The sequence below is a fragment of the Lyngbya confervoides BDU141951 genome (assembly GCF_000817775.3).
GTDB classification, from domain to species: Bacteria; Cyanobacteriota; Cyanobacteriia; order Thermosynechococcales; family Thermosynechococcaceae; genus Lyngbya; species Lyngbya confervoides.
Map to the genome: position 1 here is coordinate 1 of NZ_JTHE03000022.1, position 20919 is coordinate 20919.

Here is a 20919-nt window from a genome sequence, read left to right on the forward strand (position 1 = left end):
CTCATCCTCAACGACCTCTTCGTGATTTCGCTAACCTCTCTCCTCATTCCCGCATCTCTCTTATTCTTTTGAAATGAAACCTTAACCGCTGGGATTGCGGTGCGAGAATGAGAGTGAATGAGAATGACAGTTGCTTAGCACTCGCCAATCAGTCCCTGGGAATGCCGATTTAGATCTTTGGCGTTGACGCCATGGTGTCGTGCAATTTCAATGATGCGACGCGCAACCTGCCAGCGATTAGGAACCTCTTCGGCTTGGCTCCACAGATCGAGTTGCCGGTAGAGATCTTCCTCCGCGGCATACATTGCCGAGTCCGGATGGGAACTCTGCCCCAAGGACTGTAAACGAGTCAGTAAGGACACCACAAATTCATGCTGCTCACCTTTCAGCTGTTGATGGGCAGCGCTCAGCAGCGCCTCAATTTGCAACTGATATTCAAGCTTGCTTGTAGCTCTTTTGGCGAGCGAGCTTAAGCCCGTGGGAATATCCCCCGCAGAGAGCATTCGAAGAATATGACGGACATCTTCTGACACAAATTTACCTCAGATAACCAGTGGGCAGACGCCCAACCCTTCAAGGGAAAATTATAGGTCGGCATCGTCCTCCCACCCAAATATTAGAACTGGTATTTTTTGTCTCTCTTGCGTGCAGCGTCACAGTGAAACCACAGCACGGAAAAGACTCAAAACATTCCAGTCCAGCAGCACAGTGACGTGACTCTTTCTGAGCACACACCGTTGGTCTCACATCACTTCACAACCTCTTAGCCCTGGGGCGATAGGAGCAACGCGCTGGGATAATGGGGAGGATGATGACTGCAGAATCTAGGGCGTAGTAATTTTGGTATAATGGTTTGCTCGCTTGTTCGCATTCAAAATAGAAGGCCCTGATTGAGACTTCACTGCTATGCAAAATCCATCATTAAGACAGCAAGCCTTATCTGAACTTGCTCCCGTAATTCCACCCAATACTAAGGCGTCTATCCTAACTTGGTTAGAGGGCACCGGGCGCTTAATGGATCGGGAAGTTGTGGAACCGAAGAACACGGAAGAGGAGGAAATTGAGGAAATCAACGCCCTGATGGGTGATTCCGATGACTACATTGATGAAGATGACGATGCATAGCTGAATGGAAAACTTGAGGGGGAGAAAGCGTAATTTCAATCCTCTTTTGTACAAGCCTGCGGCAACAATCTAAAGGCAACGATCCGGGAGAGTGATCCATCGTTGCTTTGCAGGATCGTTGCTTTGCAGGATTGACCCTTAGATATTCAGAGCGGAGTACGTTCAAGTTTTCAAATTAAAAGATGCAGGTTTCGGAGCAAGCACCGTTGATATCAGGAAAAGGACTGTACGTGGGCCTGTGCCTTGGGCTGCTAGCCATCACCGTTGGAGCAGATGCGCTGTCGGGACGATTTTTGACCCCCCTCACTTCGATCACGCTGCCCTTTGTGGTAACTGCGCTGGTCACGTCCATTTTGGGACTATGGGTGGTTCCCCTATTAAAGCAGTTAAAGGCAGGCCAGGTGATTCGCGAGGATGGTCCTCAGCAGCATCTGCAAAAGGCCGGAACACCCACCATGGGCGGAGTATTTTTTATTCCGGTGGGTTTGGGAATGAGTATAGTTCTTTGCGCTGTGGGAGTAGGAAAGGTCACCCCTAATCTTATCGCCAGCGGCCTGCTAACCCTCACCCTGGGAGGACTCGGCTGGGTAGATGATCTCCAGGTCCTGCTCAAAAAGTCCAATCGCGGGATTTCCGCGAAGCTCCGCTTGGGAATTGAGATTGTCTCAGGGGGGGCCTTTACGGCTTGGTTGTTGTGGAGCCAACCCGCGATCGCGACGGTTCAACTGCCCTTTGGGCTTTCCCTTTCCCTAGGCATTTTCTTTGCCTTGCTTGCCATTTTCGTGGTGGCAGCGGAGTCCAATGCGGTGAACTTGACCGATGGAATGGACGGCCTTGCCGCAGGGACAGCCGCGATCGCCTTTTTAGGCCTTGCCCTGATAGTGGCCCCCACCGATCCCGATTTACAAATTTTCTGCGCCTGTCTAGGGGGAGGGTGCCTCGGCTTCTTAAGTCATAACCACAACCCGGCCCGAGTCTTCATGGGGGATACCGGGTCCCTCGCCCTGGGGGCTGGACTGGCAGCTGTGGGGCTGACTTCTAATAATCTGTGGGCCTTACTGATCCTCAGCGGCTTGTTCTTAGCCGAGTCTGTATCGGTCATTGCCCAAGTGCTGTTTTATAAGGCGACCAAAGATAGCAACGGCGTCGGTCAACGGCTGTTGAAAATGGCGCCTCTCCATCACCACTACGAATTATCAGGATGGCCGGAAACCAAGGTGGTTGGGGTATTCTATCTGGTGGGGTTGGGGTTAGCCGCCTTCTCAGTGGGTCTAGATCAACTCCGTTAAGCCCCACCCGTCCTTGAAGCCTCCCTCCAGGACTTCGGACAAACTCCACCCTAAAATCGGTCCTTCCGGTGCCGTATTTCGGCAAAGGTGGCGAGGGGTTCTTGGCAATGAACCGCCTGCATCAAAGCCAGAGAATCCCACCGCAAAAAAGGATTGGTTTGCAATTCCACATCCAGAGTCGAGGGAATCGTCGCGCTCCCAACGGATCGCAGCGCCTGCACGGTCGCCAATCGATGATTGAGAGCCGGATGATCGGGCTCAAGGGTTAGGGCAAATCGAAGGTTATTCAACGTATATTCGTGGGCACACCAAAGGCGAGTTTGGGGGGGAAGGTGGCGAAAGCGGTTTAAGGCGATCAGCATCTGGGCCGCAGATCCCTCAAAGAGTCGTCCGCAGCCTCCGGCAAAGAGGGTATCTCCACAAAACAAGTCTCCCTGGGCGGAGGCTGTCCCTGGGGGAAAATAATAGGCAAGGTGTCCCAGGGTATGCCCCGGCACATGCATCACATCAGCGCAACACTTCGCAAATTCAACGCGATCCCCCTCTTTTAGACTCACCGTCCCCCCTGGAATCCGCCCCAAGGTGACATCGTATTGACTCCCGTAAACCACCAGGTCTGGAAAAGCGCGGATCAGGTCCCGATTCCCCCCCACGTGGTCCCCATGGTGGTGCGTGTTCCAAATTGCCGTAAGCCGCGCTCCCCAGATCGAGAGCTGAACCAAAACCGGATCGGCCAGGGCTGGATCAATCACCACCGCTTCATGCCGCAGGGGGTCGTGTAAAAGAAAAATATAGTTGTCGGATAACACTGGAATCAGCTTGATTTCCATCACAGGCCTTCCCCAAAAACAAAATCCTGGACTCATCCTAGGATGGAGTGCCCCTCAACGGGAAACAGAGGCAGAAAAAACCGTCCGTTATTCCTGGAGTGTTTTGCCCTGGGGTGGCGCTGACCTTGCGATCGCCAACCCGTTCTTGACATCCTCTCCCTCTGAGCTTTCAGGTTGAACTTTCAGGTACAGAGAGAGATTCCTGGGGTCGCCCCAAAGATTGCCTGCTTCAACCGGTGACCGCTAGGCTGAGGAACCCCAGTCCCCGCCCCATCCCCTCCACAAGCATTTTCTATTTGCCGTTGCCCACGGCTACAGATCACTTACGCTACTGCAACATCCCTCGGCTTAGTTGAGCCACAACTAGGGCACTGATGCACTCTCACGCTCAAGTCTTTTTTTGACTGCGGCACCACAATCAAGACAGTCCTGACTCGTCCCTCTTGGGTCAACCTTGCCGTAATACACCTCTCGCTTGAAGCACACCCCAGGCAGGATTTGATGGATGAACTGCCCTAATCCTGCATCCAACGGATGCTGACCCAGCATCCCTTTGGCCATAATCCGGAAGTCCAAGTCTTCCCCGGAAATCATCCCTGCACCGTCGCAGAGGTGATGCGCCAGCTTGAAATGCCAGTCTTTTCGAGTATCGGCAATGCGTTGATGGACTCTCCCAATCTTCTTATGGAGCTTCAGCCAGTTTGCAGGGAAGTTAGCCTTGGCCGCAGTCAACCGCTTTGCCTGAACGTGGTAATTCGGGAAGGGCGCATCTGCTGGCAAGATAAACGCTTGCTGAATCGAACAAGCATTCACGGGTAACTTGCGAGAATTTAGCCAGTCTTTGCGCTGCGGGAGCGCAAAGTTCCAGACATTGCGGCACAGATCCAGAATGTGCTCAATCTCTGAAATCTGCTCGGCAGTCGGCTCTAACTTGAATTCCCAGGTCATATTTAGCGTATCTACGCCATACAACAAAACTGTATAGATTTCTCCCTGTGGTCGCGCTCCGCTACACCCCCAGCCAAGCGTTTAGTTGTGGCTGGTGTACTGCGAAGAATTTCGATAGAACTTGTAAACAGCAGGCAAACCTTGGAAATGAGGAAGAAAGGTACGGTATGATGAGAAAACGTAAACAAGTGTTAAGAGCACCTCCTATGAAGCTTCGTGTTAACGCTCTGGCGAAAGTGACGGTGGCCCTGTTACTGTGCTTGGTTCTTTGGGTTCCAGGTTCACTGGCCCAGGCCTTCGACAATCCAGAACTGTTACCAGATTTCCAAACGCCAGTCCTGGATCTAACGAAGGCGCTCACCAAGACTCAAGCGGCACAACTCGAAGACACCATCAATACCTTTGAGCGGGAAACCGGATGGAAGCTGAGGGTCCTCACTCAGCGCGATGAAACTCCCGGTCGAGCCGTAAAAGACTATTGGCAGCTTGACGAAAAGAGCGTTCTCTTAGTTGCCGACGCGCGAGGTGGCAACATCTTGAACTTCAGTGTGGGAGAAGAGGTCTACCAGTTACTTCCCCGCACCTTCTGGGTAGAGCTGCAAACTCGATTTGGCAACCAGTATTTTGTGCGTGATGAAGGAGAAGACCAATCCATTTTGCAGGCCTTGGGGGCCGTGCAGGGATGTCTAGCCAAGGGAGGCTGCAATGTTGTGCCAGGATTACCGCAGGAGCAGTGGATTTTCACCCTCATCACCTCCTTGGCCGGAGGCATTATCTGTGGATTTGCCGGTCGGCCTCGCAAGCCTGACCAGGTGTTTGCCTGGCAATGGGCCTTAATTTTTTCGCCCCTCTGGGGAATGTTATTTATTTCCTTTGGCATTGGCCCCGTTGTCACCCGCACCAGCGATTGGGTTCCCCTAGTGCGCAATATTGGCGGTTTTTTGCTTGGATTTCTGGGCGCTTACATGACCCAATGGCTAGGACCGGAGCCGGCATCGGATGCCTTAGATTAGAGTTAGGTTGGATATTCAGCCTGTGGCAGCACAAAGCCGGTAAGATAGGGACAGCTTAAATAGAGCTTAAATATGGACAGATTTCTGCCTCCTCGGCTCTTTCATTGAGATGGCAAGCTGGACCCTAAGACGGTGGCAATCAATTGCAGGGATGATGGTGCTGCTGCTGAGTTTAAGCAGCGTAATGGGATGCCAATTGCGGGACTCTCACAGCACGCATCTGAGTTTAGGCAATCCCACCCATGCCCAGCCCAGGGCCAGCAGGACAGACAATTATCTTCAGATTAAGCCTCAGTACGCCCTCGCCTACAGCCAGAAACTGGGGCGCGCCCGCTGGGTCAGTTGGCAACTCAATCAAACCTGGCTGGGGGAGGTGGATCGGCAAAATGACTTTCGGCCCGATCCCGGCCTTCCCCCGGACTGGCCGCCGATCTTTCCCAGTGATTACCGACGAACAGGGTACGACCGTGGTCATTGGGTGCCTTCCAGCGATCGCACTCGGACCGTTGAGGACAACTCATCCACCTTTTTGATGACAAATATCATGCCCCAGGCCCCCGATAATAACCAAGGTCCCTGGGTAGAACTAGAAAAAGACTGTCGCACCTGGGTACAATCCGGTCAGTCCCTGTATATTCTCGCAGGGGGATACGGCGAGCGTCCGGCGGTGGCTGGGGGCAAGCTGGTGCCGCCAGCCCGTCTATGGAAAGTCATTGTTCGGGTCAATAGTCTGGACGGCAAGCAGCCGGTCACCCCGCGTCAGATTGATTCCCAAACCACCCTCATTGCCGTAGACATGCCCAATGCGCAAGGCATCCGCGATCGCCCCTGGCAAGACTATCAGGTCACGGTTGATCAAATTGAGGCTGCAACCGGCCTCAACCTGCTCTCTCGCATCCCCACCAAACTCCAGAAGAATCTAGAGCGCCAGCGATTTCCAATCCTTAAACCAAAATCTGCACCGGAGCCGATCATTCCCTAGGTCTCGATAGCTTGCGTTCGGAGTCCCATCCAGGTTCCCGTTGGCGATCGCCCCACAATATACACATCTAGCTGCCTGTCCCCAATCCGATAGACCTTGACGGAATCCAAGACTTGCAACAGGAGCTTGTAGAGCTGCTCATAGCGCTGCAGGACCTGGCCCTCTGCCTGCCGATGCCAGGGTTTAGGCACCAGCACCGGGGCAAAAAAATCCGCCAGGGAGATCACCTGCATCGGAGTCATGGGGGCATATCCCATCTGCTGCCTCAGACTTTGAGCCTCAAAGGGCTGAACTCCATCCCAGACCCATACCTCAAAGGGAGCATCGGTTTCGCTCATCCACCACAAATCCTCGACCGCGGCTCGCAATTTTGCCAGTCGCGCTTCATCCTCGGACACCATGGAAACCTCCTTTTCGCTCCAGACCATTTTCCCAGGCCCCCCCAAGGCTAGTGTAAAAATCTTGAGACTCAGCAGATCAAACCTCCGGCGGCACTTCCACAGCCAAATCCTCCGAAAAAACAGCTCGATCACAGTCCGCCAGTAAAATCTCTGCAATGACGGCTGCATGGGTTTGAATCAGATCATGGCCAGCCTTGGGCAGCAGGTGATACTTCGCCTTGGCAATACCGGCCGCAAAGGTTTGACAGTGCCAAAGGGGAATCACCTTATCTTCCCCCCCGGCAATCACCAGAGCCGGAACCTGGATGTGGTGCAGATCCTTTTCCAGGGTGTCAATGGCATCTTCAGGTCGAAGGCGATCGCACAGGAAAGATCGCGCCACCGGCTGTTCTGTCAGAGCCGTTCTCACCTTCAGCAACATTTCCACCGTTGCGGCCTGTCCCAACCAGCGCCCCACCGGAGCAATGGCTCGTAATCCCCAATCCACCCAGGGCGATTGCCAGAGCAGCGGACGCATATAGCGATAACGTCCCACAAATTCATCATCTCGAATTCCAGCAGGAGCAATGAGCGTCAAGTGAGCAATATCCTTCATGTGCAGGGCACAGGCCGCCGCCGTCCAACCCCCATAGGAATGCCCCACCACAGAATAGTGAGACAATCCAAGGGCCTGGACAAAGGCACGAATAAAATCAACCTGATGCCAAACGGTGTACTTTAAACTGGGTTTCGAAGACTGGCCAAACCCCAACAGATCCGGCGCAAAACAGTGGAATTGATCCCCCAGCAACCCCGCCAAAGCCTCCCAGTTTTGACCACTGCCGAAAAACCCGTGGAGGAGCAACAGCGGTTGCCCCCGCCCCCATTCTCGATAATGCACCTGATAGGGATTGAGATGGAGAACTTGTGTAGACATCATGGGTTGAGATCATCCTCTCCGGCTAAAGACCAAAAAGCGTTTTAATCCGCTGCCGAATATTAAACAGCGGCAGCTCGCACTCCTGAGTTCCGAAGGTTTGGGTCAACCCTAACTCCTCCAGCACTTGCTGACGCTGGGAGAGCGCCTGAGCGATATGTTCAGCCAGTTCTTGATAGTCCTGCAATAGCTTCTGCAGCGCCAGTCGATTCACCACAAACAGAGTCGTTTCCTCTAAAGATCGCACGGTTGCTGAGCGAGGAACGCCCGTAAACAAGGAAATCTCCCCAAAAAACTCGCCTTGCCCCAGGGTCGCTAAAACCTGACCCAGTTTCTCCGAGTAAACCTCCACCTGTCCAGCCAAAATCAAATAAAAACACTCTCCCAGATCATTCTCACGGCAGATGATCTGCCTAGCTTCAAAAAGCTGGCGAAAACCCTCTTCAATGAGTAAAAGTAATTGTGCATTGGAACAATGCTGAAAATAGCTCACATTACGCAAGAGGTATCTGAGCGTCCGCTTGTTCAGAGGCGCCACCGAGGGGGCAACACTTTTGGAGGTTAGCGGGGCGCCACTCATCATCACCTCTGGCAAGGATTCGGTGTAAATAGCCGACTCCCTGCGAATCCAGAGTTCCCGTTGAGGAAAGGGAATCACGATGTTGCGCCGCTTGAACTCCTGCTCAATTAAATAATTTAAGGCGCTTTTGATAGGGTCAACTTCTTGCGGCTGATTAATCCAAGCCAACAGCTCAAATTCATAGGCACTCTCCCCAAAACTCTTAAACCAGACCTTCGGGGCGGGAAAAGACAGGACTCGCGGCTCCATTCGAGCCACCGAGAGCAAGGTTTCCGTCACTAAAATCGTGTCCGTGCCGTAGGCAACATTCACCGGAAGATGAATTCGACTCTCGCGTGAGCGATAGGTCCAATTGACCACATTATTATCAAAAAAGCGATGGTTTGGGAGAACCACATAAAGGCGATCTTGGGTTCGAATAATCGTGGATCGAATTGAGATGGCCTCAATCGTTCCCAAAATGTCCTCCACCTGGACAAAGTCTCCCACTCGCAGCTGCTGCTCAAATAGCAGGGTTAAGCCGCTGACGAAATTTTTTGCCAGTTCCTGCAGCCCCAAACCAAACCCAATTCCAATCACCCCAGCAAACACGGTCAACGAACTAAGGTTTAAACCCACCGATTGCAGCAGAATAATGAAGCTAAAAATTGCAATTCCGTAGGACACCAGAGCCGAGATCGCTTCTTGGGAACCACGCTCAATCCGAGTCCGGCTGAGGATTTTCTGTCGAAGCCATCGCCCAAGCAGATTAGACCCCAGAAAAATCAGCACCGCGATCGCCACCACGGTTAGCAGGGTCAACAAAGTAATGCGATTGCCATCCCCAAAATCAATCAGGCCCAAACTAAAGGCTCGATAAATCAGCCTGGGAATCTGGCTTAGCCAGGATTCTATTTCGGAGGTCCAGGAAGCTAGCTGGGGAATCTGCCGTATTCCAACCAATAAAGCATAAATCCACAGCAGCAATCGCATCCCACCCAGAGCAATGTTCAACACTAGATCAAGTCTTGACACATCGGACTGACCTGAGCCAAGTGGGGTTGGGCTCCCTTGAATCCTGCTAAAATACTGCCGTCGCAGCCGTTGCAGCCACCACCTCAATAGCCAATCAATTCCTGCTGCCCCACAAAGTATGATGGCAGCTATTAGCAATCCTTCAATCAAGCGCATAGGGCGGAGGAAAACGGATCGATACCAGGAATGCCTCGACGGGGAGTTCCGATTGATATATTAAAGTATCCTTGAAAACCACTTAGGAGTGACACCCTTGATTTTGGTCGTTGATAATTACGACAGTTTCACCTACAACCTGGTTCAATACCTCGGAGAACTAGGTCTAGCGGTTGACATCGCCAAAGACTTAAACGTGTATCGCAACGACAAAATCAATCTGGAGGAGGTCAAAGCCCTTAACCCAGATGCCATCATTATTTCACCCGGTCCGGGCCGTCCCGAGGATGCGGGGATATCCATGCAACTCATCCAGCATCTAGGTCCTAAGACTCCCATCCTTGGCGTCTGCTTAGGGCATCAGAGCATCGGGGAAGTTTTTGGAGGCGATATTATCCGAGCCCCAGAACTCATGCATGGTAAAACGTCGGAAATTTTTCACAACAGCAGCGGCGTGTTTAAAGATCTGCAGAATCCCTTTGTAGCGACTCGGTACCACAGCCTGGTGATTGATCCCCAAACCTGCCCCGATACACTTGAAATCACGGCTTGGACCGCCGATGGCACCATCATGGGCGTTCAACATCGGAACTACCCCTGGATCCAGGGCGTCCAGTTTCATCCAGAGAGCATTCTCACAACTTCCGGAAAACAGCTTCTCCAGAATTTCTTAGATCAGGTACAAGAACAGCATGCATCGTCGTAAATTTTTTCGTCTCACTCAACTGAGCGTCATTTCCGCCCTGAGCACAGCTTTAGTCCCCCAAATCAGCGCCAGAGCTCAGTCGGCTGGCTCATTGACGGTGGAGTGGCTAGGACACAGCTGTTTTCTGCTGAGGGGCAGCGGCAATCGGATACTCATTAATCCCTTTCAACCGGCCGGATGCACTGCAAACTATCGCGCGCCAAATGTGACCGCAGATTTAGTCTTCATCAGCAGTCGACTCCTAGATGAAGGGGCCATCGAGAACCTGCCTGGACAGCCCAAGTTACTATTTGAACCGGGAACCTATCGCCCCAATGGTCTCAGCGTCCAGGGCATCCGCACCCTGCACGACCGCTACAATGGCTATCGCTTCGGCACCAACGTCGCCTGGAAATGGCAGCAAGCCGGTATTAATATTTTGCACCTGGGTGGGATTGCCTCCGAAATTGGCATTGAGCAAAAAATTCTCATGGGCCAACCGGACCTGTTATTTATTCCCGTTGGCGGCAGCGAAAAAGCCTATACGGCCGAGGAGGCCAAGCAAGCCATTGACACTCTTCAACCCAAAGTCGTCATTCCCATGCATTACCTCACTGCTGCTGCCAACCCAGAGCTTTGCGATCTCGAATCCGTGGATAAGTTTTTAGAGTTAATGAGTGGTCGGACCATCAACCGCACGGGACGCAGCAGTTTAACCTTCCAAGCCGACACCCTGCCCCGCAGTGGTCCGGTCATACAGGTAATGGCCTACAGCTAAGGACTCGCGGGGCAGAGAGTCCCAAAAGCATCCAGTCAGGGAAAATTCACCCAAAAAAAGGCAGAAGATTAAAATCTTCTGCCTTTTCAAGGTGCTGATTCTGGATTTTCGGCTCGTTACACCAGAAAACTGGTAACCAGCCAGCCCGAAAGCCAGGCCTTAACCTCGTCCTAATAGGGCCACAGGATTAACCGCACCCTGGCCGGCTGGGTGTAACTCAAAGTGTAGATGGGGTCCAGTGCTTCGACCGGTACTGCCCATCTCAGCAATTTGCTGACCTTGAGAAACATATTGACCCGCCCGCACTAAATTACGATTGTTGTGGGCGTAAAGGGTTAGGCTTCCATCGGGGTGAGTGACTTCAACTAGATTGCCAAAACCACCAGAATTATATTGGGAATAGGTAATCACCCCAGGAGCAGCAGCGGTGATCGGCGTACCCACCGGAGCCGCAATATCAATTCCGCGATGCATACGCCCCCATCGCCAACCAAAACCGGACGTAAAGGTCCCCTTGGCAGGCCAGATATAGCGAACCGTACCAGACTGCCATTCACTGGGCAAGTAGTTGTCGGAGACCAAGGGGGGCAGATCCAGATCGGGCAGCTTGGGCAAGGGCCCACGGGTCGCGACGGGAATGTCAATCAAATCTAGACCTGGCTTTTGAACAGCGGGCAGATCACCTTGGTCTCCCTTTAGATCTAGATTCTGAACGGTGGCCACCTGGATCTGCGACTCATCAGAAACTCCAGAGGGCTGAGGAGACAAGGAGTCCTCAGCAGTGAGGGACGTCTCACCATCGGGGAGTCCCAAGGCTGGATCATCGGCCACGCGAGCAAGAATAAGGTCTGGCTCCTCAGAACTTGCCGTTAAATCTGTCTCTAAGAGCTGTGAAGCTCCATCATCCACAGAGGCAAGGGCCGAAGGTGGAAGAACACCTTGGGGCTGTGTTCCCACCTGAGGGTTGAGCAGCGGAGCCGAATGCGCGCTGCGAATTTCAGGAGGGGACTGGGTGGTGGGGACAATAATGGCTTCTTTACTGACGATGGAATCTGGGTCCATCATCCGATTGGCATCGGCTAGCGTCTGGACGGAGACCTCATACTTTTCGGCAATCGAGGCTAAGGTTTCGCCATCCCTGACCTGATGAACCACAGCCCCGGATTGGGCAAGAGCCGACTTGTGGAAGTTATCAATCCGAGTCTGCTTGAGTTCATTGGCAATACTTTTGGCCGAGGCAAGACGCGACCGATAAGAAGGTGAGAGGTTTAACTGGTCCTGAACATCAGCCAAACGATGAGAGTCTAAAGATTGGATTGGCTCGGCACGAAGCACAGTCTTCGCACTCGCCTGTTGCTGAGGAGCAACCACTGAACCTAATGCTGCTGCGAACAAGCATCCCACTAGAGCTGACGCACGAGTTCGACGTAGAGGGGTCAGTCCCTGACCTAGCCAAACAACGCTAGGTTGAGCGTTGACCTTCTGCGGAATTTCTCGTATCAATGAGGACCTCCTGACTTTTACTTCACATGCACGGAACAACAATTGACGATCGATAATAACGAGTCAGTTTCCCGCCTGTAATGACCCAAGCCTGAGGCCGGGCAAAAGCTTTAAGTAAAAATACTCTAGATCTTACTTTTCTGGCAAGAAAATAAAGCAGATTTACGAGAGGTCAGGGGAGAAGGGCTAAAAAGCCTTGCAGCTGACGGCAGTCAATCGCATCCCTATGTAACCTCAAAAAGCTTCCGTTGTTCCATCGAGGGGAAAAACACCTCGTAAATTAACAAATGCAAATAAACAGTTACGCTTTTTTACATTCGAATAAGCTATCGAACTTTTAGCAGGGTGGCAAGCAATTTCACATTCCCATGGGGAATATTTTGATGGGTGATACAGAATAAAACCCTCTGAAATGCTTACCAGTCCTTGATTATCGATGGACTTGCTCTTCCACGAAATTTCCTCCTCAATAGTAAAGTTCCCACTCCCGATCCAGGATGTCACAAGGGGACACATAAAAAAGGCTTATTTCACTGATCATCGACGGCATTTACGGGCCATCCTCATTGCCAATTCTGCGCAATGTTGCAGAAATTCAAAGGAGCGAGGCCATATTCCCCCTAGAGCAAATACACTTAGAAATTCACGTAGGATGAGGAGAGTTTAGGATGATTGAAATGCAATGACACAGGACTCAACCATCGCGGTAATTGTCAATGGAGCCGCCGGCAAAATGGGGCGGGAGGTTGTCAAGGCCGTTACGCAGGCAGAGGATATGACGCTGTTTGCTGCCATTGATCATAATCCGCAGGTTCAGGGCCTTGACGTGGGAACTCTGGTGGGAATGGGGGAACAGGACCTGTTCATCACTCAAGAGTTGGAGCCAACCCTAGCCGCTGCGGTCCAAAGCCATCGGCAGACTGTAATGGTGGACTTTACCCATCCCAGTTCGGTCTACCACAATGTTCGTGCAGCGATCGCCTACGGGGTCAGGCCCGTGGTGGGAACCACGGGGCTTTCCGAGGAACAGATCAAGGACCTTGCTGAATTTGCCGACAAAGCCGATGTGGGCTGCTTGATTATTCCAAACTTTTCCATCGGCATGGTGTTGCTTCAGCAGGCTGCGGTTCAGGCGTCTCAGTATTTTGACCACGTGGAAATCATTGAGCTACATCACAATCAAAAGGCGGATGCTCCCAGTGGAACCGCACTCCAGACAGCGCAAATGCTCTCCGAACTTGGCAAAACCTATAATCCCCCCCAGGTGGAGGAAAAGGAGCATTTTCCCGGTGCCCGCGGCAGTAAGGTCGGGGAGCAAATTCGCGTGCATTCTGTCCGGCTACCGGGCCTGATCGCACACCAGGAAGTGCTCTTTGGGGCTCCAGGCCAGATCTACACCCTGCGACATGACACCAGCGATCGCGCCTGTTACATGCCCGGAGTCCTGCTGTCCATTCGGAAAGTGATCGAACTTCAAACCCTGGTTTTTGGGCTCGAGAAACTGATCTAGGTAAACGGTCCTGAAACCGTGGGTTCTCGAGGGACCGGGGGAGCCTCCTGCTGAACAATCCACTGCTGCAGCACCGAGTTCACCTGATCAGGACATTCATCGTGGGGGCAGTGGCCCGCCTCCACCAGCTCCAAATCGGCCTGAGGATAGAGGCGTTGACATTTACGGCCTTTCTCCACATCCATCCAGGGATCGGCGGTGCCCCACAGCAGCAGTAGCGGCACCGATAGGCTCCCCAACAGATCATCCAGGGTTCGTCCCGGCGGAGATTGGAACACCGAAGCAAACACGCCAAAGGCACCGGGGTCAAAGGCCGGTTGATAAATTTCTTCCACCAACCGATCCGTTACGGCTGCCGGGTCGCGATAGACCCGCAGTAGGGTCTTGCGAATTTGCGATCGCCGCCGAAAGTAGCGAAACGCCAAGAAACTCATTAGGGGAATGACCCCCGGCAACTGAAATAGCCGCCGCCGCACCGATCGCTGTCGGGTCGATTGGATCGCCTCGGCCGCAGATTTAAAGGGACCCGCGCAATTAATCAAGACCAAGCCTTCCACCTGATCCGCATGGTCCACGCCCAGGCAAAGGGCCACATAGGCCCCCAGAGAATTGCCCACCACATAGATGGGCTCACCAACAATCTCCTGGCAAAACTGGCGGAGCTGATCCACCCACAGTTGGGCCGTATAGCCAACCCTGGGCTTTTGGGAACGGCCAAACCCCAATAGATCAATTGCCCAAACCCGACAGGACCGGGATAAAACCTCTATATTTTTACGCCAGTGGTCAGTGGAAGCTCCAAAACCATGAACCAAGAGCAAGCAGGGTCCCTTTTGTCCCTGCTGAACATAATGGATAGAGTGGCCCTGCCAGATCCAATATTGAGAGTCAGGGGCGGGACGTAAGGATGAAGTCATAGCAACATAGAATCTTCAAGGTTCTTAGATCCCTAACACAAACACCCAAAGTCTGGGGACCGATCAGTCCTTTGAACCAACAGTCCCCCTGCTTCCCCCTCTCCCATCAGGCATCTCAGGGATAGTGTCCCATCCCTGGGATGCGGGTTGCTCCCTGAGTCTCCCCAGCCCCCCTCCCGGTTGCGCCACAGGTGCAAACCTGATTAAGATATTGCCCAATCCATCGTTAAGGCCAAGAGTTCCAGGCCCCCCTGCAAAGAACTCGTTACAGAACGAAGGATTTATTAGAAAAACATAACGAACTAAAATATGAATAGGCCCTTCATTTTATATATGGGTTGAGTAAAGCCATGAATAGAGCGTAAACCGAGGTAAACCGATGCTATCCCCCGAAGATCTCATTGGCCAAAAAGTATGGCTAGAAGTTCCCAGAGATTCAGACTTTCCCAACCTGGATCCCCATCGCGTCAAGGCCGTGATTACCCAACCTACGAGTCCACCTTGGTTTTATGCTCGCTATGAAGATCCGCCCGCAGCCCTGCGCGAGCCTGGACGATGGATTTCCCTCTACGAAGCAGAACAGGCCTATTTCTTTGCTCCCGTTCTAGAGGACTATGATTTTGCAGATGATTCAGAAGAAGACATCGACTATGAAGACGAATATAGACTGCACTGAAGGTTCAGTCCCCCAGAGAAGCCGCCAGAGGGGCGGCTTTTTTAATTGAAGAATTTTGGAACTGTCGCGGCGATGGGGGCGTCCCCTGAGCTATAGTTAAGTCGCTTGCAACCCGGTCGATCCCGTGCGCTGCTGGAGACCCCGGGACACTGGCCTCAATGGGGCAAAATTACTTTTAAGTTTGTTGGAATCGGAGTTAGACGCGTATGCAGCAGAGTTTTCTGACCAGACATAGGGAAAAACTCTGGCTTTTGCTGGCAATTATTTTATTGATCCCCCTAGGGGCCTGTGAAGGGGACCTCGCAGAGAACCCTGAACTGTCGCCAGATCCCTCCGTGGAAGTTTCTCCCCCGGTCAACTCCCCATCCCCTGCCCTGCCCTCCTTAGAACCCAATAACGCCGGCAACTCCACCCCAGCCTCAGAGGATCCCCAAACCGACGATCAAGTTGAGATCTATTGGCTAACCAGCCAGGACTCACAACTGGCCTTGAGCGCCCGTCCGTTCTCAGGGGGATCAGGCGCCAGCCCCGAAGAACAGTTAAAAGGGGGGCTTCAGGAATTGCTCAAGGGCCCAGAGGAGGCTGAGGTCTCCAGTGCGATTCCGCAGAACACCAAACTCAATCAGGTCTCCGTCCGCGCCGATGGCATTCACGTGGATCTCAGCCCAGAATTTACCCAAGGGGGTGGGAGTGCCTCCATGCAAGGCCGCCTCGGACAAATTATTTACACCAGTTCTTCCCTCGATCCCCAAGCCCCGGTGTGGATCTCGGTGAATGGAAAAGCCCTGGAGATCCTGGGAGGAGAGGGGCTAGAGGTGCTGCAACCCATGACGCGCCAAGACTTCGAAGAAAATTTCACCCTTTAGGGGAGAAGCATTCCAAAGGTAGGTCCTCCCAGGCTCTCTCCGCCCCTCTTTCCTGGGATCAGCGGCATATTTTGGGAATGGGTCCAAAATATGCCGCAGATGCCGATAGCAACGATAAGATAGGGAAGCTCCTTGCGTCAGTTCCATACTCTGTAATGCCTGCCTCGCCCGACAACGTACTCGCTAAAAAAATAGAGTTGCCGAAGACCAGTGAATCTGAGCAGCTCAAACGAATTCGCCATACCACTTCCCACATCATGGCCATGGCCGTTCAAACGCTCTTTCCGGGAACACAGGTTACCATCGGTCCCTGGATTGAAAACGGGTTTTACTACGACTTTGACAGTCCCCAGCCCTTTTCCGACAGCGATCTTAAGGCCATCAAAAAGGAGATGGTGAAGATCATCAAGAAAAAGCTGCCCCTGATTCGCGAAGAGGTGACGCGTCAGGAGGCTAAACGCCGCATTCAAGATCTCAATGAACCCTACAAGCTTGAAATCCTGGCTGATTTAAAGGAGCCCATTACCCTCTACCATCTGGGCGAAGACTGGTGGGATTTGTGCGCTGGCCCCCATGTGGACAACACCGGCGACATTAATCCCAAGGCCATTGCCCTGGAAACAGTAGCAGGGGCCTATTGGCGGGGCGATGAGACAAAGGCGCAGCTGCAGAGAATTTACGGCACTGCCTGGGAAACCCCGGAACAGTTAGCCGAATATAAGCGGAGAAAAGAGGAAGCCCTCCGACGTGATCACCGCAAGCTCGGCAAAGAACTTGGGCTGTTTATCTTCTCCGATCTGGTAGGGCCTGGTCTCCCCTTGTGGACCCCCAAGGGCACCACCCTGCGCAGCACCCTGGAAGACTTTCTTAAAAAGGAACAGCTCAAACGCGGCTATCTCCCTGTGGTGACCCCCCACATCGCTCGGGTGGATTTATTTAAAACCTCCGGTCATTGGCAGAAGTATCAAGAGGATATGTTTCCGCTGATGAGTGAATCTGATCGCGATCGCCAGGCGGAGCAAGGGTTTGTCATGAAACCCATGAACTGTCCATTTCACATTCAAATTTATAAAAGTGAGCTGCGATCCTACCGAGATCTACCCCTACGCCTAGCCGAGTTCGGCACGGTTTACCGCTATGAACAGTCCGGGGAATTGGGAGGCCTGACTCGGGTCCGCGGGTTTACCGTGGATGATTCCCATCTTTTTGTCACCCCAGATCAGCTAGATGATGAATTTCTCAAGGTGGTGGATTTAATCCTATCGGTGTTTGAAAAGCTGCAGCTGCACAATTTTCGAGCGCGGCTGAGCTTTCGAGATCCCAGCTCGGATAAATATATCGGATCCGATGAGGCTTGGGAAAAGGCAGAAGGGGCCATCCGTCGTGCCGTGGAAACCCTTGGCATGGACTACTTTGAGGGTATCGGCGAAGCTGCATTCTACGGCCCCAAGCTGGATTTCATTTTCCAAGATGTCTTGGACCGCGAATGGCAGCTGGGCACGGTGCAGGTGGACTACAACTTGCCCGAACGATTCGAGCTGGAATATATGGCCGATAATGGCGATCGCCGACGCCCCATTATGATCCACCGGGCTCCCTTTGGTTCCCTAGAGCGCCTGGTGGGCATCCTGATTGAGCAGTATGCAGGAGACTTTCCCCTCTGGTTGGCCCCGGTGCAGGTGCGACTTCTGACCGTGACCAATGCTCAAATGGACTACGCCACCCAGGCTGCGGCGCAACTGCGCGACGCCAACCTCCGGGTTGAAATTGATACCAGTGGCGATCGCCTGGGCAAGAAAATTCGAAACGCTGAGAAGGACAAGGTTCCCATCATGGCGGTCATTGGCGACCAAGAAGTCGATAGCCAGAGCCTCACGATCAGAACCCGGCCCTCCCAAGGACCTGGCGAGGTGGGCAGCCTGCCGCTCCAACAAGTTCAAGAGATTCTGGTGCAGGCGGTGGCCCACTACACCCAATGGGACGCCATTCATTCCCCTTGACCCATGCCTCAACTCTCTATGGCCGCCCTGGTAGCCCTGGCGCGATCGGGGTCACTCATTAGTTTTCCCACCGACACCGTTCCCGCCCTCGCGGTTCTTCCCGACCACGCCTCCAACATCTATCAGGCCAAACAGCGATCCGCTGAAAAACCCCTCATTTTAATGGCGGCAAGTCCGGCTGAACTCTGGCCCTTTGTGCAGGGATCACCCGCAGATTTACGCTGCTGGCAAACCCTTGCCCAGCAATTTTGGCCTGGCGCCCTGACCCTGGTTCTGCCCGCTAGCCCCGCAGTTCCCCTAGCCGTTCATCCCCACACCCCAGATACCATTGGCATCCGGGTGCCAGATCAGATCCTTGCCCAGGCCATCTTGCAGCAGACCGGTCCCCTAGCCACCACCAGCATTAACCGATCTGGGCAATCGGCCTTGACCCAACCCGACTTAATTGAGGCCCACTTTCCGCAGGTATTCACCTTAGATCATGGGCATTGGCCGCCCCCAGGGCCAGGCCTCCCCTCCACGGTCATAGCCTGGAATGGGCAGCCAAACTCACCTTCCCCCTGGGATTTACTGCGGCCAGGACACATTTCCCTGGAGCAAATTTTCTCTTGAGCAGATTAGGTTTGCCTCTCTAGCCCAAAGGTCAGAGGGAGAACAATAGGTAAAGAAAGGTAGGTAGGTAGGAAAGAAGGACAGAATCAATTCCCAAAATTTAGCCTGAGCTGTGATACCCTAGTAAAGTTGTAAAAAATCACACATCTGAACATTCGGGTGTTCCTTGGCCAGAGCGTAAGACCCCTGACAGTGTCTTAGACCCTGCGGTTGATCTGGTCCCCAGGAATACATTTCAGATGGAGGATAAACCCGAATAGGAGCAAATAGATATGCCTGTTGTTAGTCTGGCTCAACTGTTAGAGTCTGGAGTCCACTTCGGCCACCAAGCCCGACGCTGGAATCCCAAAATGGACCCCTATATTTTTGCGGAGCGGAACGGGGTTCACATCATTGACCTGGTGCAGACGGCTCAGCTTATGGAGGAAGCCTACCGATTTATGCGGGATGCAGCTGAATCGGGCAAACGTTTCTTATTTGTAGGCACTAAGCGCCAGGCAGCGGGGCTAGTGGCTCAAGAAGCTTCTCGCTGCGGTAGCTACTACGTTAACCAGCGCTGGCTCGGTGGGATGTTGACCAACTGGACCACCATTAAAACGCGGGCAGAGCGGCTAAAGGACTTAGAAAAGCGCTATGCCAGTGGCGTTTTTGATCTGCTTCCCAAACAGGAAGCGTCCCGTCTGCGTCGGGAAATGGAAAAGCTCCAGAAATATCTGGGCGGCATTAAAAACATGAATCGAATTCCCGACGTTGTCGTAATTGTGGATGTTCGCCGAGAGTACAACGCCGTTCAAGAGTGCCAAAAACTCGGTCTCCCGATTGTGTCGCTCTTGGACACCAATTGCGATCCCGACCAAGTAGATGTGCCAATTCCCGCTAATGACGACGCCATTCGATCCATTAAGCTTATCCTTAGCAAGCTGGCAGATGCCATCTATGAAGGAAAACACGGAGAAGTTGATACCGAGAGATCCGATCTGGAAACGGAATTTTCGGACCTCATCGATGACGAAGATTTCGAAGCTCAGGATGAGGATTCTGAAGAAGAGTAATCGACTCTAATCTGAAGGGGATGCAACCCAATTCTGGGATCCCCTTCAGGACTGACTAACCTTAGATAGACTAGCGAATTAAAGGCAAAACAATCATGGCAGGTATTTCGGCTAAGGATGTAAAGGAGCTGCGCGAAAAAACCGGCGCAGGCATGATGGATTGCAAAAAAGCACTCCAGGAAAATGATGGCGATTTAGAAAAAGCCATTGAATATCTTCGCAAGAAAGGTTTAGCCTCCGCGGGGAAAAAAGCAGGCCGGGCAACGGCGGAAGGCCTGGTGGATAGCTACATTCATTTTGGCGGTCAAATTGGCGTCATCGTTGAGGTCAATTGCGAAACAGACTTCGTCGCGCGCAACGAAGAGTTTAAGGGGCTGGTGCAGGATATTGCCAAGCAAATTGCGGCCTGTCCAAACGTCAGCTATGTTGAAATGAGTGAAGTTCCCAGCGACATTGTCGAGAAGGAACGTGCCATTGCCCTGGAGTCCGATGCCCTTCAAGGTAAACCTGACAATGTAAAGGATAAAATCGTTCAGGGGAAGGTAGACAAGATTGTTAAGGAAATGTGCTTGCTTTACCAGCCATTTATTAAGGATCAAAGCATCACCGTTGAGGAGTTGATTAAGCAGTCCATTGCCAAGCTGGGCGAAAACATTCAGATTCGTCGATTCCAGCGCTATGTGCTTGGCGAAGGAATTGAGAAAAAAGAAGCAAATTTAGCGGAGGAGGTGGCCGCTCAAACCGCCGCTGCCACTCAAGCTGCCACTCCCGAAACAAAGGAGCCCGATCAAGCCCCCTCTACCGAGGCACCTAAACCGGCAGCCGTCAAACCCCCAAAGGAGTCCAGAAAAGGCAAAGGGAAAAAGTCGGGCAAGCGCAAAAAGTAGGGGGAGCATTTTCCCCAATCCCGCTCTTCAGTGGGATTGGGGAACTAGAAAGCTTTCAGTTGTGGTCCTGGTCAGAAAAACCGGATCAACAGGAAGTTTTCTAGCTTCCCTGTATCTAGGCCGAACTCTCAAAGAACTCCCGCCTGGTCAGCCTTTTTCCCTCCCCGCTTAAATTGGCA

The 20919-nt window shown here is 52.7% G+C and carries 19 protein-coding genes and 2 pseudogenes; 13 read left to right on the plus strand and 8 right to left on the minus strand.

Annotated features, from left to right (window positions below; genetic code table 11):
• Positions 1 to 134: 134 nt before the first annotated feature.
• Positions 135 to 533 (minus strand): hypothetical protein, encoded by a 399-nt coding sequence (locus QQ91_RS02980; RefSeq protein WP_166279809.1) that lies wholly within the window; start codon positions 531 to 533, stop codon positions 135 to 137.
• A gap of 373 nt (positions 534 to 906) precedes the next feature.
• On the opposite strand from QQ91_RS02980, the gene QQ91_RS02985 reads away from it, so the two are divergent.
• Both QQ91_RS02985 and mraY read left to right on the plus strand, forming a co-directional pair.
• The gene (locus tag QQ91_RS02985) at positions 907 to 1125 is read left to right on the plus strand and encodes a DUF3134 family protein (protein ID WP_166279812.1); all 219 of its coding nucleotides are present in this window, start codon (positions 907 to 909) and stop codon (positions 1123 to 1125) included.
• A gap of 182 nt (positions 1126 to 1307) precedes the next feature.
• Positions 1308 to 2414 carry a phospho-N-acetylmuramoyl-pentapeptide-transferase gene (gene mraY, locus QQ91_RS02990; protein ID WP_166279815.1) on the plus strand — a complete coding sequence of 369 codons (1107 nt, stop codon included), beginning with the start codon at positions 1308 to 1310 and terminating at the stop codon, positions 2412 to 2414.
• A 50-nt stretch (positions 2415 to 2464) separates the two neighbouring features.
• Here the strand turns inward: mraY and gloB are convergent, their stop codons facing one another.
• Both gloB and QQ91_RS03000 read right to left on the minus strand, forming a co-directional pair.
• Positions 2465 to 3244 (minus strand): hydroxyacylglutathione hydrolase, encoded by a 780-nt coding sequence (gene gloB, locus QQ91_RS02995; protein ID WP_166279818.1) that lies wholly within the window; start codon positions 3242 to 3244, stop codon positions 2465 to 2467.
• Positions 3245 to 3426: 182 nt separating this feature from the next.
• Positions 3427 to 4192, minus strand: a pseudogene (locus tag QQ91_RS03000) (zinc ribbon domain-containing protein).
• A 206-nt stretch (positions 4193 to 4398) separates the two neighbouring features.
• Between QQ91_RS03000 and QQ91_RS03005 the strand changes: the two are divergent.
• On the plus strand, positions 4399 to 5205 hold the full coding sequence (locus tag QQ91_RS03005) for a TPM domain-containing protein (RefSeq protein ID WP_166279821.1): 807 nt from the start codon (positions 4399 to 4401) through the stop codon (positions 5203 to 5205).
• 109 nt (positions 5206 to 5314) lie between these two features.
• Positions 5315 to 6187 (plus strand): DNA/RNA non-specific endonuclease, encoded by an 873-nt coding sequence (locus QQ91_RS03010; RefSeq protein ID WP_201277291.1) that lies wholly within the window; start codon positions 5315 to 5317, stop codon positions 6185 to 6187.
• Here QQ91_RS03010 and QQ91_RS03015 read toward each other — a convergent pair.
• Genes QQ91_RS03015 through QQ91_RS03025 form a run of 3 tightly spaced genes read right to left on the minus strand, consistent with a single transcriptional unit; the run spans position 6184 to position 9080 of the window.
• Positions 6184 to 6615 carry a nuclease A inhibitor family protein gene (locus tag QQ91_RS03015; protein ID WP_166279824.1) on the minus strand — a complete coding sequence of 144 codons (432 nt, stop codon included), beginning with the start codon at positions 6613 to 6615 and terminating at the stop codon, positions 6184 to 6186. The genes QQ91_RS03010 and QQ91_RS03015 overlap by 4 nt on opposite strands.
• Before the next feature lie 49 nt (positions 6616 to 6664).
• Complete coding sequence (locus QQ91_RS03020) at positions 6665 to 7507, minus strand: alpha/beta fold hydrolase (RefSeq protein WP_236096049.1); 843 nt, start codon at positions 7505 to 7507, stop codon at positions 6665 to 6667.
• Positions 7508 to 7529: 22 nt separating this feature from the next.
• Positions 7530 to 9080 (minus strand): cyclic nucleotide-binding domain-containing protein, encoded by a 1551-nt coding sequence (locus tag QQ91_RS03025; RefSeq protein WP_250833239.1) that lies wholly within the window; start codon positions 9078 to 9080, stop codon positions 7530 to 7532.
• A gap of 271 nt (positions 9081 to 9351) precedes the next feature.
• Between QQ91_RS03025 and QQ91_RS03030 the strand changes: the two genes are divergently transcribed.
• Together QQ91_RS03030 and QQ91_RS03035 are read left to right on the plus strand one after the other, a co-directional pair.
• Complete coding sequence (locus tag QQ91_RS03030; RefSeq protein ID WP_166279830.1) at positions 9352 to 9960, plus strand: anthranilate synthase component II; 609 nt, start codon at positions 9352 to 9354, stop codon at positions 9958 to 9960.
• A complete protein-coding gene (locus QQ91_RS03035; RefSeq protein WP_166279834.1) occupies positions 9947 to 10717 on the plus strand; it encodes an MBL fold metallo-hydrolase in 771 nt (256 codons plus the stop codon). Before QQ91_RS03030 ends, QQ91_RS03035 begins: the two co-directional genes overlap by 14 nt.
• A gap of 159 nt (positions 10718 to 10876) precedes the next feature.
• Here the strand turns inward: QQ91_RS03035 and QQ91_RS03040 are convergent, their stop codons facing one another.
• Positions 10877 to 12088 (minus strand): LysM peptidoglycan-binding domain-containing M23 family metallopeptidase, encoded by a 1212-nt coding sequence (locus tag QQ91_RS03040; protein WP_284707153.1) that lies wholly within the window; start codon positions 12086 to 12088, stop codon positions 10877 to 10879.
• 814 nt (positions 12089 to 12902) lie between these two features.
• Between QQ91_RS03040 and dapB the strand changes: the two genes are divergently transcribed.
• Entirely contained in the window at positions 12903 to 13730 is an 828-nt protein-coding gene (dapB, locus tag QQ91_RS03045) for a 4-hydroxy-tetrahydrodipicolinate reductase (protein ID WP_166279837.1), read from the plus strand.
• Here the strand turns inward: dapB and QQ91_RS03050 are convergent.
• Positions 13727 to 14647, minus strand: a complete 921-nt coding sequence (locus QQ91_RS03050) for an alpha/beta fold hydrolase (RefSeq protein WP_166279839.1) — start codon at positions 14645 to 14647, stop codon at positions 13727 to 13729. The two genes, dapB and QQ91_RS03050, sit on opposite strands and share 4 nt — an antisense overlap.
• A 379-nt stretch (positions 14648 to 15026) precedes the next feature.
• Here QQ91_RS03050 and QQ91_RS03055 point away from each other — a divergent pair, with 379 nt between their 5' ends.
• From QQ91_RS03055 to tsf, 6 genes and pseudogenes are all read left to right on the plus strand, one after another.
• Positions 15027 to 15323 (plus strand): hypothetical protein, encoded by a 297-nt coding sequence (locus tag QQ91_RS03055; RefSeq protein WP_166279842.1) that lies wholly within the window; start codon positions 15027 to 15029, stop codon positions 15321 to 15323.
• 206 nt (positions 15324 to 15529) lie between these two features.
• Positions 15530 to 16189 carry a GerMN domain-containing protein gene (locus QQ91_RS03060; protein WP_166279845.1) on the plus strand — a complete coding sequence of 220 codons (660 nt, stop codon included), beginning with the start codon at positions 15530 to 15532 and terminating at the stop codon, positions 16187 to 16189.
• Between the two features lie 155 nt (positions 16190 to 16344).
• Positions 16345 to 18189: a threonine--tRNA ligase gene (gene thrS, locus QQ91_RS03065; protein WP_166279848.1), complete on the plus strand. Its 1845-nt coding sequence runs from the start codon at positions 16345 to 16347 to the stop codon at positions 18187 to 18189.
• A gap of 3 nt (positions 18190 to 18192) precedes the next feature.
• A complete protein-coding gene (locus QQ91_RS03070) occupies positions 18193 to 18801 on the plus strand; it encodes an L-threonylcarbamoyladenylate synthase (protein ID WP_166279851.1) in 609 nt (202 codons plus the stop codon).
• Between the two features lie 272 nt (positions 18802 to 19073).
• The gene (rpsB, locus tag QQ91_RS03075; protein WP_166279854.1) at positions 19074 to 19853 is read left to right on the plus strand and encodes a 30S ribosomal protein S2; all 780 of its coding nucleotides are present in this window, start codon (positions 19074 to 19076) and stop codon (positions 19851 to 19853) included.
• 95 nt (positions 19854 to 19948) lie between these two features.
• Positions 19949 to 20593: pseudogene (gene tsf, locus QQ91_RS03080) on the plus strand (translation elongation factor Ts); the annotation flags it as partial.
• Positions 20594 to 20919 lie beyond the last annotated feature (326 nt).